Here is a 12,605-nt window from a genome sequence, read left to right as displayed (position 1 = left end):
GGGGGAGCAAATGGCTGATTTAGATGACATCAAAGACGGCAAGGATTTTGGCATCGGCACGCCGCAGCAGAATGTGCCGTACACCCTGAAGGGCTGCGGCTCGCTGGACTGGGGAATGCAGTCGAGGCTTGCGCGCATCTTCAACCCACAGAGCAACCGCACGGTGATGCTGGCCTTTGACCACGGCTACTTTCAGGGGCCGACCACCGGCCTTGAGCGTATCGATCTCTCCATCGCGCCGCTGTTTGGTGAAACCGACGTGCTGATGTGCACCCGCGGCATCCTCAGGAGCCAGGTGCCAGCCGCGACCAACAAACCGGTGGTGCTGCGCGCCTCCGGCGGTAACTCGATTCTGGGCGAGCTGTCCAACGAGTGCGTGGCGGTGGCGATGGAGGACGCGCTGCGCCTGAACGTCTGCGCGGTGGCGGCGCAGGTGTATATCGGAAGCCCGTTTGAGCATCAGTCGATCAATAACATCATCAAGCTTGTCGATGCGGGGGCGCGCTACGGCATGCCGACGCTGGCGGTGACGGGCGTCGGGAAAGAGATGGCGCGTGACGCGCGCTATTTCTCGCTTGCCAGCCGCATCGCCGCCGAAATGGGAGCGCAGTTCGTCAAAACCTACTACGTGGACGAGGGCTTTGAAAAAGTGACCGCCAGCTGCCCGGTGCCGATTGTCATCGCAGGGGGCAAAAAGCTGCCAGAGCACGAGGCGCTGGAGATGTGCTGGCGCGCGATCGACCAGGGCGCATCCGGCGTGGACATGGGGCGCAACATCTTCCAGTCCAGCGCGCCGCTCGCCATGCTGAAGGCGGTGAAGAAAGTGGTTCATGAGAACCTGAGCGCTCGGGAGGCGTTCCAGTTCTGGCAGGAAGAGAAACAGGGAGAAGCAAAATGAACGTGACGCTGGTGGAGATTAATATTAAACCCGAGCGGGTAGACGAGTTTCTGGAGGTATTTCGCGCCAACCACGAGGGGGCCATCAAGGAGCCGGGAAACCTGCGCTTTGATGTCTTGCAGGACCCGCGGGTGAAAACCCGCTTCTTTATCTACGAGGCCTATAAGGACGAAGAGGCGGTGCTGGCGCATAAGCAAACGCCACACTATCTGGCGTGCGTGGATAAGCTTGAAGAGCTGATGTCAGAGCCGCGCAAAAAACGCTGTTTTGTGGGGTTGTTGCCGGAGTAGCGGCTTTGCCCGGTGGCGCTGCGCTTACCGGGCCTACGGGGGATGGTGCGGTGTTTGCCCGGTGGCGCTGCGCTTACCGGGCCTACGGGGGATGGTGCGGTGTTTGCCCGGTGGCGCTGCGCTTACCGGGCCTACGGGGGCGAGATGGTGCGGTATTTGCCCGGTGGCGCTGCGCTTACCGGGCCTACGGGGGATGGTGCGGTGTTTGCCCGGTGGCGCTAACGCTTACCGGGCCTACGGGTACGGGGGGGGTGATTTTGTAGGCCGGGTAAGCGAAGCGCCACCCGGCGTTGTTCACGCCAGCTCCAGCAACTGAATACGCGCCGTCGCGCCCGGCATCAGCTTTTGCAGATTGCTCACCAGCTCATCGCCAGCTTCCTGTAATGCCGCCAGCGGCATCGACGGCAGGCTTTCGAGAATAAACCACATGGATTGCGCCTGGCTGTCCAGACGCGTGCGTACCCCCTGTCGCCAGTTCCAGCGGCGGCAGGTGACGCCGAGATCGTCACGCCAGATAACTTCGCCTGGCTCCGGATTTTCTACAACCGGCTCACCTTCTTTAAAGGTATCAAACGGCTCGCTGCCGTCGGCCAGCGTCAGGCGCGGCGCTCCCGAGTAAGCCGCCAGATTTTCTCCCCCTACCGGAATAGCGTAGCGGATACTGATGGCATTATAGACATCCACCACCGGGTCGAGCGGCGGCAGCGAACTGTCTCTCATCACGCGCTTGCGCAGGGCCGAGGCCGAGCAGGGCGTACGTTTGGGTTTTGCACCAAAGGCTTTAAACACCTCATCCCAGGCGGCGAGATGATTTTCTGCCCAGGGCACATCATCATTGAGCATCTGCTGGCAGGCCTGCGCCAGCGCAGCGGGCGCAACCTCCGGTTGGGTAATCGGGGCAGCTTCAACCAGAATGCTCAGTGCCCGAAAGCCGGGCGCGATCCCGACAAGTCGCGAATCTATTGACGGTGTTAGAAGAGACATAAATAATCCTGTATTGACTGTTTTATACCATGGTAGTGACCAATGACTGATAAAGTCAATATAATGACCGATGCGGGCGCCGATGTTGCCCAGGTAAGCCTGGCCGTGGCGAACCGTATCCGCAGCTGGCGGAAAGAGAAAAAGCTGTCGCTGGACGAGCTTTCCCGCCGCGCCAGCGTCAGCAAAGGCATGCTGGTGGAGATCGAAAAAGGGGCTGCCAACCCCAGCATTGCCATTCTGTGCAAACTGGCCGCCGCGCTTGGCGTCTCGGTGGCAGACATCGTTAACGTCTCCAGCGAGCCGCAGGTACACATTATTCAGGAAGAGGCGATCCCGGTTCTGTGGCAGGGCGCACAGGGCGGTTATGCCAGATTGCTGGCAGGCACCGCAGGCCCGGACATGATTGAGCTGTGGCAGTGGGAGATGCAGCCGGGAGAGCGCTTTACCTCTTCGGGGCATCCGGCGGGAACCTTTGAGCTGCTGCACGTGAACGAAGGCATGTTAACCCTGACGGTGGACGAGACGGTGGTACAGGTTAATGCTGGCGCGTCGGCGGTAGCGAAAACGGAAGCGGCGCACGGCTATGCCAATGAGGGAGAAAAAGTGCTGCGCTTTACCATGACGGTAGCGGAGTTTCACCGCTAGTGTCGGTCCGCTGCCAGGATACCCCCGCGAGCAATTATTTCACCGTGCGGGCGATCGAGGGCAATATCCGCCCCTCGTCGCTCAGCGACTGCCAGGTGAGCTGGCATCTGGCAGTCCCTTTACACCAGTCCGTTTGTCGCTGGCTCAGAGGGGCGACAACGCCGGCGTTATCCACCCGCGTTCCGTTAACGGAAAGCTGATACAGCGTGACGTAATAAGGCGACGGGTTTTCAACCGTCAGCCCGTCGGCGGTCAGCTGCCAGCGTAGCTGACGATAGGCCAGCGCCGGTTCGCCCTGAAGCCCCTCCGGGCGATAGATAAACTTCATGCTGGAACGTACCGCCATCTGAACGTTATCGCTGTGACGCTGGCTGGCCGGAATGGAGGCAATGCTTAGCGTGAAAAGCGTTTCGCGATCGGCAGGAAGCGGCGCATCGGCGCGAAACAGACGGATCTTATTCTCACGTCCGGGCTGGAGTGCAAAAAGTGGCGGCGTCGCGGTAAACCACGCGGTGGCCGCTTCGGGGGGCTGCTGCGCCCCCGGCCATCGGCCGCCGCGATAAATTTTTGTGCCAATCAGATACGGCAGCGAGGACTTATTGCGCACGGTGACGCTGATAGCGCGCTGATCCTGAGGATAAACAAACCGCGTGCCGCCAATCACCACCCCGGCCTGAGCAGGCAAGAGCCAGAAAGACGCGGCGGTCAGCAGGGCTATCCCCGCTTTTTTCAGCAGGCTGGCCTCACGCATAGGTCAGCACAAAGGTGGCGGCAGCGTTAGCCACCCCCGGCGTAACGGCGTTCGTCACGGCGAGGTAGCGGGCGTAAAAATGCAGCGCCAGGGTGGTCTGGTCATTGCTTAGCGCGAACGGCAGGCTTTCATCCCCCATGGCGATCAGCGATTTATCAGGATTATAGAGGCCGATAGCCACGCCGGTTGCATAGTCCGGCCCGCCGGTCAGGGCCAGCAGATCGCTATTGTTACCGTCCGGCGTGCCTTCAAAATGGGTGCTGACGGCGGATAACCCGGCGCCGCAGGCTTCAAGGTTAATAGTGAACGGCTCATAGGGCGTTTCGTTTTTTTGCCCGGCCAGCTGGCGGGCCGCCACATCATGCATCTCCACTACCAGCTGTTCCGAGCCGGGGGAGACAATACAGGTTTTGCCTTTCACCACGCCGGTAATATAGACCGTGCCGTCATGGGCGAGCGTCTTGCCTGACAACAGCAGCGCGCAACAGATAAATAACCTGTTCAGGATCGTCATTCTGTCTCCTTACTGGTAAAGCAGATCGAAATACATCACGGCGGTGGCGTTGCCGGTGGTGACCGTCGGCAGCGTAGATTTATAGCGCAGGAAGAAGGTCAGCGTGTTATCGCCCGGCAGCAGGGGATATAGCGGCGACTCGGTATTATTGATCGGGACAGACGCCCGCGCGCTGTCGAGCAGCTCGACTGCCAGTCCGGTCGCCATCATGTGCTGCGTCCCTTTTCCCGTATCTGAGAGGGCAAGCAGCGTGGGATCGTTGGCGTCCGCGTCGCCGGTAAACCAGACGGTCGTGCCGCCGATTGCGCGGGTGCAGTTTTTGAGCGTGATGGCAAACTGCTTTTCCGGTGTCGTGGCGCCCACGCGCGGAAATTCCTCTATCGTAAATTCACCCAGGTCGATCGTTTGCTCTGCGCTGTTAGTATCGACGTTACAGGATTCCCCAACGATGGTGCCGATAAACTGCACGTTAAAGCTTGTGTCGTCAGCCTTCACCAGCGGCGGGTTTAACAGGGCCACGCTCAGCCATACGGTGTTTTTCCATGAAATGGTCATTACGCTTCCTCAGGCGAAATCAATGCGTAACAGCGCCAGCGCCCTGAAGACGCCCAGCTCTGGCGACTGCCCGGTGGTGCTGATGGGGTAGGCTTGCAGCGTCACGTCCGCGCGTCCTGACATATCCGTGGTAAAGGGGACGCTGCTTGAGAACACGTTTGGCCGCAGGATCTCGCCCTGCGGGCTGGTCACGACGACGGCCACGTCCGGGTTATCCGTCGCCAGCGCGTTGGCGAAACGAGCGTCTGCCGTCCCCTGTACCCGCAGGGTGAGCTGCGCCGGTGAGTTGACATCAGCGTTGCATTCGATCGGCACGGTAAAGGTTTTTGGCGCTACGCTGTCGGGTCGCTGTCCGGCCTGGGTGAAATCGCCGTGGTAGAGTGCCCCAAAATCGACGGTGACGGTTTGCCCGGCGTTAATCACGCAGTTTTGCGGGACGGTTATTACGCCGCTGTAGGTGATCTGATAAACGATTACGGTGGGCCGGTCATTTTCCGTCGTGGTGACATAGACGTTAAACATCAGTTTCGGCGGGATCACGACCGAGCCGATGAACGGCCTGACAATCTGTATTTTGAAGGTCAGATTGCTGTCGTTCACCGGGAAGACGCCGCCCGTATCCACCTCTTCATGCCCCCCCATGTGGACATACTCCACCGGCGGATAAAAATCGCCGATGGTGGCATCATGGATTTTCATCGCACCGATAATATAATCCGGATCAAGCTGTAAATATTTCCACTCGCCTTCCGTTTTGACCACGGGGAAAGGTGAGATATAGGTACGATAGGTGCGCTTCTCCCAGTTGCCTGGGGGACAGGTGGCGTTGACGTGGATATCCTGGGTTCGGTTCAGCTCTGTACCGTTGCCCTTGATGTTTTGATCCGTGGTGAGCGTGGTGGTCAGATCGTAATTCACCATGGAAATTCCGCCGTTAGCGTTTTTGCACGTTGCGGCCAGGCTGCTCAGCGAAAAAAGTAGCCCAGCGGCAGAGAGAAGCATCATCCTTAATTTCATTTATGAACACTCCATGGTGATCCGCAGCAGCGGCTGTTTGCTTTCAGGTAAGTGGTAGTTGGCCGTACAGCGCTTATCCGCCCCTTCTCCCCATTGCGCCTTCAACACTCCCTTTTGGCTCAGGCCGGAGAGGTAGGTTTCGCCTTCTTCGCCTACGATGGTGTCGCTGCCGTTATCGTCGCGGGAAACCATGGCGCCAAACGGCACCGGCTTGCCGTGGTAGCGCAGCGTTACCAGCGCGCGTGCGCCCAGACGGGCGTTAAACGTGGCGCGCACGATGGCGCCGTGGGTCGGCACCACGCTGGTGACGGCATCATCGATATCCATGGCGTCTGAGAGGGAGTTAATGTCCAGCGCCATCCTGTTCAGATGGTAGGCCGAGGCGTAAGGCACCACCGCATAGCCGCGTCCGTCGGTATGGATACCGGGTTCATTCTCGACGCTGACGTCCGCTGCGCCCGGTACGGCAATCAGCACGTTGGTATCACCCAGTGGCTGGCTTAAGGTGATGCCGTTGCGGTGGGCTACCACGCCTCCGCTCAGGCCGTAGGTCACTTCCCGATAATCGCCGTTATCGCTGTAGTTGTAGCCCAGGCTGGCGTTGCCGTAGGCGGCATCGTATTCCAGACTGGCGGAACCTTGCGAGCCAGCCCCCTGGCTGGCATAACCTTCCTGCACGCTGTAGTTAAGGTTGTTCTCCGCCAGCAGCGTGCCGTTAATCCCCGCGTTCTGAGACGTTTCTCCATGTTTATTGGCGCTCATGCCGTAGGTGGCATAGGCGTAGTTCCGCTTCTGGCTGACGTCATTGGCAGGTGAAAGCCACTGGCTAAGCGGGAAGGAAAGGTTAATCGCATAAATCTCATCGCTATCCGACATGCCCGGCGATTTGTTGTAGTTGTAGGTCAGGCTGTATGAGATCCCGGCCCAGGTACCGCTGTATCCCACCTGGACGAGCGTGTTTTTGTCGTCCGTGTGCCAGTAGCTCTGCTGGCTTCCGGTCACGAACAGCGAGCCGAGCCTGCCTAGCTGCTGCGAAATATTGAATTGAAGCTTGCCGCGTTTAGTCCAGTTGAGGTTGTAGTAGTCCAGCCAGTTCGTGGCCTCATTCGCGTCATCCTGCTCCGCATCGCCCGTATAGCCCTGCATATGTGTGTAGGTTGTCTCATCCAGGTTATAGAACCCGGACGTGGAGTAGCGGTAGCCCAGCAGCTGGAAGTTCGTACCCATCTTGTTGAGGGATTTGGCATACAGGAAACGAAGAGACTGCCCCGTATGGCTGGTGTCGTCGGCCAGCGTACTGCGCGCGTGGGTAACGTCGAGAGAGACGGCGCCAAAGTTGCCCATATTGAGGCCAGCGCCAAGAGCCAGCGCGTGATAATCGCCGGAAAGCTGTGAGCCGCCATAGACGGTTACGCCCTGCGGTAGCCCCCAAATCAGCGTGCCCTGGGCAAAATTCACCTCGTCCTGCTGACCGTTATTGCTGCGGTACTGTGCCGCCGTCAGGGCATACTTCACCCGCCCTTCGCGCTGGAGGAGCGGTACGGCGGAGTAAGGAACGGAATAGCGGGAGATACTGCCGTCCGTCTCCTTCACTTCTACCGTGAGGTCGCCGCTGGAGGAGGTTGGGAAGAGATCGTTAATGGCGAAGGCGCCGGGCGGAACGTAGCTCTGGTAAAGACTATAGCCGTTCTGCTTGATGGTGACCTGCGCGTTGCTTTTGGCAATTCCGCGAATGGTGGGCGCAAAGCCTTTCATGCTGTCTGGCAGCATGTTGTCGTCCGAGGCGATCTGCGCGCCGCGAAAGGGAAGGCTGTCGAAAATTTCCGACGAGGTATAGCTATCGCCCACCGTCAGTCTGCCCTTTAGCGGAATCACCGTCCGCTCAAGATAGGTGTTGATATGTTCCCATTCGCTATGGCGGTTCTCGTCGCTGTTATAGTAGTTCCACGTCGAGTAGTCCCGCAGACGCCACGCACCAAGATTCACCCCGCTGTTCAGGCCGAGGAAATAGCTTTTGTGGGTTGTGCCGTTTTCGCTGCGATCGCGGCTGTATGAGCCGCTAAAGTTATAGTTCAGCAGCAGAGCGTTAATACCTTCATCCCACTGCTCTGGCGGGATATAGCCGCGCGCGTTGTTGCGTAATGCGGCCTGCGGAATGCTGATTTCCAGACGCTGCTGTTCGAAATTAAAGAGAGTGGCAGCGGCCGGAATAATGGCGGCAATGTCCACGCAGCTGTCGGCTTTCGCGGCGGCCAGCGCCGGGAATGCCTGAACGTTGACGCCCAGGTTTTCATACGCTTTGGGCGTCAGGCAGGCCATTAGCCCCGTGTCGTCGCCCTGTACGGCTCCGTCCGTTACGGTTCTGGCGATAAAGTTGATATCGCGGGTGGTGACAAATGTCCCATTCAGCCAGAGATCCACGCGATAGACGCCCGGCGCCTGGCCATTTGTTGAAAAACGGGAGAGATCCGCCACGGCGGAAGGATCGCTCGACAAAAATGCCGGGTTAAAAAAATACTCCGCGCGCACGGTGATGGACGAAAGGAGTCCCGCAATCGTCAACGCCAGCGGCGTTAGCGACGCTCTGACGAGCGCGTTAAATCTTCGTGGCTGAACACGCTTCATGTCTTCCCTTACCTGCGAGGCTTTTAATGACAAAACGTCATACGTAACGCCGTATACGACTTATTTCGCGCATGACTGAACGGGCGTGTTGGCACCAAAGTCATTAACGGTCTGAAACCTCACGCTGCCAGTGCCGCCACCGGGGATCTCCACCACCAGGTTATTTTTGGGCGCTACCATGTTATTTGCCAGATGCGTGCTGCCGACGAAAAACTGAACCAACGAAACGTAATAAGGCGATGGATTGGTAATAGTGACTTTTCCATTGGTGACTGAGCAGGTTAATGTTTTGGGCGCATCAATAGAGAGCGACGGCAATTTTTTCGGCCGGATAAAAAGTTTAATAACGCTCTGGGTGGCAATTTGTAGCGTATTACCGGAAAGCTTATTTTTCTCGACGGAAGGAATGGCTTTGCTGTTCAGATAGAAAACGCTTTCACGATCGACAGGCAGATCGGGGCCCACGTACATAATACGCAGGGTATTCTCTTTTTTAGGATGGATAACAAACAGCGGCGGCGTAATGACAAAATCCGCTGATTTTGCCCCTTCGGCGTTGGACACCCAGCTCTGAATTAAAAAAGTGGTATTCGTTGAAGAGTTAATAATGGCTAATGAAGCCTGCTTATCACCCTGGGGATAAATCACCCGGGTTCCCCCGAGCGCGATACCGCCTGCGCTGGCAGAACCGGCCATCCCCATCGCGAACAGAGCCGTTAGCGCGCCAGCTATCAGACGAGTCAGTTTACAGCGTGATGTAATGATACGCATTGTTCCCTCAGTTTCTCATGTGTCAGGCTTCTTGCCTGTGAGTCAGTTATTGGTAAAAAACGATGAACCAGACCTGCGCGTTCGCGGTACCAGCGTTGACGCTATCTTCGGTAGCGCGATACCTGGCGATATAGCTCAGCCGGTTTTCACCGTCCTGCAAAGGTCTGTACCAGGGGGGCGCGGTGTCTGGCTTTACCAGGTTCCCCATCGCATCGAATAGACCGATACCAATCCCGGTGGCGGCGCCAGGCCCATAGCCCGCGCGAAAAACCTGGGGATCGTTGCCGTCAGACTCGCCGCTAAACAGCACCCCGGCGCGCTGGCTTACGCTGGTGTCGCATGCTTCCAGCGTGATGAAGAAGGGTACCGGTTTGGCCCAGTCACCGGCGGCGATGAACTGGCTATTGCGTACCTGTCCCATATGCACGATTTGATCCTGGGAATCCATGCTGACGGAACAGGCCGCATTGACGACCTGACCCTGAAAGGTCACGCTTCCATCGTCCTTTGCCGCGGCTGGCAATACGGCAAAAAGCGCAGTGCCGGCTATCAGCAGCGCCCGATTTATGGATTGCTGCATTGCGAACTCTCTAACGCTTGCCGGACAACGCTTCTCCGCCCGCAGGCGAAGAAGCGAGATCGGCTAACGAATCAGGAATAAACCATCTGGAACGTTGCGACGGAGGAGACGTTGCCCGGCTCGGCCGCGCCTGTGGCCACGTAATCCACGCTCAGCGGGATGATGTTTTCGCCGTTGATCAGCTTAACGTTGGAGGAGGTATCGCCAATGTTCAGCGCCTGGCCGTCCGGCCCGAACAGTTGCAGCGCAACGTTTTTGGCCGAGCCTGCGCCAGCGGTGTTCGCCAGGCTGCCTTCTACAGCAGGGTCCTGCTGGCCGTTAAAGATCACGGCGGCATTCTGGCTAACGGTGGCGTCGCAATCTTCCAGAACGATTTTAAAATCTTCTTTCTGGTTGGCCTGCATGCCGACCGTTGTCAGCTTGACGGTACGCACCTGGCTCAGGGTAACGGTCTGGTCTACGGAGTCAGCCGCGACGGAACAGGCGGCGTTTACCACCTGGCCGACAAAGTTGACGGTCCCGCCGGAAACGGTAACGGTATCGGCCTGCGCATTAATTGCCATGCCACCAGCCAGCGCGCCGGCAACAGCCATTGCTATAACTTGCTTTTTCATACAAATCCTTTTTAGATAAACATCATGCTGTCAATTGAAATAATATATTCACAATGTCATGTGAATCTTTTTTCGAGGCAGTGGTATAGGATATGTTTTTAGATTAATATATTATTTTTACCCAGGGCGTTGTTACTGGTTTTATATCATCCGCCACTGCGCTGATGAATGAGGGGATTCTACGGATTAAATAATATTATATCAATGTGATAATGGGTTGATGTTTTATTAGTTTTACTAAATATAAAATTAACTCATAATTTATTTGTTTGAATGATAGTGCACGCCGTCAGAACCGCATTTCTATTCGCTGGTCGGTTTTATTAATGTCTGCGATGAATGTCATCGTGGTTTTGTTAATAATGCAAGACGTTACGGCTGTCATTATTCGGACATGCGTTGGGAATGCGGTGGTGTTATTATCCGGCTGCTTTTACAATCTGATATTACATAAAGAAATATTTTAAATTTATATGATGAACCGTGTTTGCACTTATGCACATTATTCCTCAGTCTGACTGCATAAAGAAATCCCTGGCGTATCCCAGGGATTTCTTTGCATATCGCCCTGATACTGCTAAAAGGGCAGGAAAAATAAATGTTCAGGCGGATGTTACGGCAATACGTAATGCCGCCAGCGCTTTACGCGCCGCCTTCAGCACTTGCTCACACTGCTCAATGGTAAGCGTCAACGGTGGCTCAATGCGGATGGTTTTCGAGTTGTTAAGCGTTCCCGCCACCAGTACCCGCTGGCGGAACATCTCGCTTGCGAAGCTATAACCGGTTTCGTTATCAACGAACTCAATCGCCATCAGCATCCCTTTCCCGCGCGCATCCTGTACCAGATCCGGATATTCCCGGCCCAACTGACGGAAGCCGTCCAGCAGCATGTCGCCTTTCTGCTCCGCTTGCGCGGGCAGGTTTTGCTCCAGCAGCACGTTGATGGTGGCCAGCGCCGCCGCACAGGCCAGCGGGTTACCGCCAAAGGTGGTGGTATGTAAGAACGGGTTATCGAACAGCACCGAGAAGACCTCCTCAGTGGCGACCGTTGCGCCAATCGGCATCACGCCGCCACCGAGCGCTTTCGCCAGGCACAGAATGTCCGGCTGAACGTTCTCGTGCTCGCAGGCGAACATCTTGCCGGTGCGCCCCATCCCGGTCTGCACTTCGTCGAAGATCAGCAGCGCGCCAAACTCATCGCACAGCTGACGCACGGCGGGCAGATAGCCCTGCGGCGGGAGGATCACGCCGCCTTCACCCTGAATCGGCTCCAGGATCACCGCCGCCACGTCGTCGCCGGTTTTACGGCATTCACTCAGCACGATGCGCATGGCGTTGATGTCGCCAAACGGCACGTGGCGGAAGCCCGGCAGCAGCGGCATAAACGGCTTGCGGAAGGTAGATTTAGCGGTCGCCGACAGAGCGCCCAGGGATTTCCCGTGGAACGCGCCGCTGGTGGCGATAAAGGTAAATTTCCCGCGCGGCGACTGGTACGCTTTGGCGAGTTTAATCGCCGCTTCGACCGATTCGGTGCCGCTGTTGCTGAAGAAGCTGTATTTCAGCTTACCGGGCGTTAAGGCTGCCAGCGTTTTCGCGAGCATGGCGCGAAGCGGATCGAGCAGTTCCTGGCTATGGAGAGGTTGTTTCGCAAGTTGATTCTGTACGGCGGAAACCACAACTGGATTACGGTGCCCCACGTTGAAAATACCAAAACCACCCAGGCAATCGATAAACTCCTGTCCCTGGGTGTCGACAAGCGTATTCAGACTGCCCGCTTGCCACTCTACGGCTCCGTAATCCCCGCCGGCGGTAACAGATTTGCGATACTCCAGAAAACCTGGATTCACATGCTCCTTAAAGTAATCAATGACCTCACGGTTAAGTTGTTTCATCTCCTCATGATCAAGCGTTCGCTTCTCAATGAGATTCAGTGCGTGCGCGGTACAGGCAAGAGCCGAGGCGCTGGAAGGTAACCTGTTCAAAATATGCTCCCGGGGATCGCGTATCACATGATACTGAGTTAAGTATTGCAGGGATTACGCCACCTCAGATGCCTTAACAAAAATCGGGATAAACGCCAGGTGAAATCAAAGTTGCACAATATTTAATCATGCCATCGCGCGCCGCACGGGATAAGGGATAACGAGCCGGGGATGGGGTGTCGTCAATTGCACTGCTCCAGGGCAGGGAATGCGCCTTAAGTGTGCACCGGGGTATCATGCTTTGTAGGTAGTTTCATGCCGAAAGTATTTTAAATCAATTAATTAGAAAAACGTACGAAAAGTGCGGTTTAACCGAGATTTGCGATCTCAATCATATTTAACAACTAAAGATAAATTTTTTATCGCCGAAAAAACATAA

At 56.6% G+C, this 12,605-nt stretch carries 13 protein-coding genes; 3 read left to right on the top strand and 10 right to left on the bottom strand.

The window, feature by feature from the left end:
* Positions 1 to 10 precede the first annotated feature (10 nt).
* Together lsrF and lsrG are read left to right on the top strand one after the other, a co-directional pair.
* On the top strand, positions 11 to 898 hold the full coding sequence (gene lsrF / locus AC4OVU_RS18845) for a 3-hydroxy-5-phosphonooxypentane-2,4-dione thiolase (protein WP_110292316.1): 888 nt from the start codon (positions 11 to 13) through the stop codon (positions 896 to 898).
* Positions 895 to 1,188: a (4S)-4-hydroxy-5-phosphonooxypentane-2,3-dione isomerase gene (gene lsrG / locus AC4OVU_RS18840; RefSeq protein ID WP_017694768.1), complete on the top strand. Its 294-nt coding sequence runs from the start codon at positions 895 to 897 to the stop codon at positions 1,186 to 1,188. Before lsrF ends, lsrG begins: the two co-directional genes overlap by 4 nt.
* A gap of 294 nt (positions 1,189 to 1,482) precedes the next feature.
* Here the strand turns inward: lsrG and AC4OVU_RS18835 are convergent, their stop codons facing one another.
* The gene (locus tag AC4OVU_RS18835; RefSeq protein WP_284965205.1) at positions 1,483 to 2,172 is read right to left on the bottom strand and encodes a B3/B4 domain-containing protein; all 690 of its coding nucleotides are present in this window, start codon (positions 2,170 to 2,172) and stop codon (positions 1,483 to 1,485) included.
* Positions 2,173 to 2,214: 42 nt separating this feature from the next.
* Here AC4OVU_RS18835 and AC4OVU_RS18830 point away from each other — a divergent pair, with 42 nt between their 5' ends.
* The gene (locus tag AC4OVU_RS18830; RefSeq protein WP_032655173.1) at positions 2,215 to 2,817 is read left to right on the top strand and encodes a helix-turn-helix domain-containing protein; all 603 of its coding nucleotides are present in this window, start codon (positions 2,215 to 2,217) and stop codon (positions 2,815 to 2,817) included.
* Between the two features lie 34 nt (positions 2,818 to 2,851).
* Here AC4OVU_RS18830 and AC4OVU_RS18825 read toward each other — a convergent pair whose 3' ends face one another.
* From AC4OVU_RS18825 to ygjG, 9 genes are all read right to left on the bottom strand, one after another.
* Positions 2,852 to 3,568, bottom strand: a complete 717-nt coding sequence (locus tag AC4OVU_RS18825) for a fimbria/pilus periplasmic chaperone (RefSeq protein ID WP_023295473.1) — start codon at positions 3,566 to 3,568, stop codon at positions 2,852 to 2,854.
* Entirely contained in the window at positions 3,561 to 4,082 is a 522-nt protein-coding gene (locus tag AC4OVU_RS18820) for a fimbrial protein (protein ID WP_017692635.1), read from the bottom strand. Before AC4OVU_RS18820 ends, AC4OVU_RS18825 begins: the two co-directional genes overlap by 8 nt.
* Before the next feature lie 9 nt (positions 4,083 to 4,091).
* On the bottom strand, positions 4,092 to 4,637 hold the full coding sequence (locus AC4OVU_RS18815; RefSeq protein ID WP_193547454.1) for a fimbrial protein: 546 nt from the start codon (positions 4,635 to 4,637) through the stop codon (positions 4,092 to 4,094).
* A gap of 9 nt (positions 4,638 to 4,646) precedes the next feature.
* Positions 4,647 to 5,654, bottom strand: a complete 1,008-nt coding sequence (locus AC4OVU_RS18810) for a fimbrial protein (protein ID WP_023295472.1) — start codon at positions 5,652 to 5,654, stop codon at positions 4,647 to 4,649.
* On the bottom strand, positions 5,655 to 8,279 hold the full coding sequence (locus AC4OVU_RS18805) for a fimbrial biogenesis usher protein (RefSeq protein WP_063150847.1): 2,625 nt from the start codon (positions 8,277 to 8,279) through the stop codon (positions 5,655 to 5,657).
* Between the two features lie 60 nt (positions 8,280 to 8,339).
* Positions 8,340 to 9,050, bottom strand: coding sequence for a fimbria/pilus periplasmic chaperone (locus AC4OVU_RS18800; RefSeq protein ID WP_045336403.1), 711 nt, complete (start codon positions 9,048 to 9,050; stop codon positions 8,340 to 8,342).
* A 46-nt stretch (positions 9,051 to 9,096) separates the two neighbouring features.
* Entirely contained in the window at positions 9,097 to 9,630 is a 534-nt protein-coding gene (locus AC4OVU_RS18795; RefSeq protein WP_017382406.1) for a fimbrial protein, read from the bottom strand.
* A 71-nt stretch (positions 9,631 to 9,701) separates the two neighbouring features.
* Positions 9,702 to 10,244 carry a fimbrial protein BcfA gene (locus AC4OVU_RS18790; RefSeq protein ID WP_017382405.1) on the bottom strand — a complete coding sequence of 181 codons (543 nt, stop codon included), beginning with the start codon at positions 10,242 to 10,244 and terminating at the stop codon, positions 9,702 to 9,704.
* Between the two features lie 602 nt (positions 10,245 to 10,846).
* A complete protein-coding gene (ygjG, locus tag AC4OVU_RS18785) occupies positions 10,847 to 12,226 on the bottom strand; it encodes a putrescine aminotransferase (RefSeq protein ID WP_020480128.1) in 1,380 nt (459 codons plus the stop codon).
* Positions 12,227 to 12,605 lie beyond the last annotated feature (379 nt).

It is taken from the genome of Enterobacter sp. 6722112, assembly GCF_058661685.1.
The sequence above is the reverse complement of the archived record's forward strand: the minus strand, read 5'-3'. Positions and strand labels throughout refer to the sequence as shown.

What these genes read in the sequence shown, in the direction of transcription:
- lsrF (WP_110292316.1), top strand. Translation starts at nt 11, where the DNA reads ATGGCTGATTTAGATGACATCAAAGACGGCAAGGATTTTGGCATCGGC.
- lsrG (WP_017694768.1), top strand. Translation starts at nt 895, where the DNA reads ATGAACGTGACGCTGGTGGAGATTAATATTAAACCCGAGCGGGTAGAC.
- AC4OVU_RS18835 (WP_284965205.1), bottom strand. Translation starts at nt 2,172, where the DNA reads ATGTCTCTTCTAACACCGTCAATAGATTCGCGACTTGTCGGGATCGCG.
- AC4OVU_RS18830 (WP_032655173.1), top strand. Translation starts at nt 2,215, where the DNA reads ATGACTGATAAAGTCAATATAATGACCGATGCGGGCGCCGATGTTGCC.
- AC4OVU_RS18825 (WP_023295473.1), bottom strand. Translation starts at nt 3,568, where the DNA reads ATGCGTGAGGCCAGCCTGCTGAAAAAAGCGGGGATAGCCCTGCTGACC.
- AC4OVU_RS18820 (WP_017692635.1), bottom strand. Translation starts at nt 4,082, where the DNA reads ATGACGATCCTGAACAGGTTATTTATCTGTTGCGCGCTGCTGTTGTCA.
- AC4OVU_RS18815 (WP_193547454.1), bottom strand. Translation starts at nt 4,637, where the DNA reads ATGACCATTTCATGGAAAAACACCGTATGGCTGAGCGTGGCCCTGTTA.
- AC4OVU_RS18810 (WP_023295472.1), bottom strand. Translation starts at nt 5,654, where the DNA reads ATGAAATTAAGGATGATGCTTCTCTCTGCCGCTGGGCTACTTTTTTCG.
- AC4OVU_RS18805 (WP_063150847.1), bottom strand. Translation starts at nt 8,279, where the DNA reads ATGAAGCGTGTTCAGCCACGAAGATTTAACGCGCTCGTCAGAGCGTCG.
- AC4OVU_RS18800 (WP_045336403.1), bottom strand. Translation starts at nt 9,050, where the DNA reads ATGCGTATCATTACATCACGCTGTAAACTGACTCGTCTGATAGCTGGC.
- AC4OVU_RS18795 (WP_017382406.1), bottom strand. Translation starts at nt 9,630, where the DNA reads ATGCAGCAATCCATAAATCGGGCGCTGCTGATAGCCGGCACTGCGCTT.
- AC4OVU_RS18790 (WP_017382405.1), bottom strand. Translation starts at nt 10,244, where the DNA reads ATGAAAAAGCAAGTTATAGCAATGGCTGTTGCCGGCGCGCTGGCTGGT.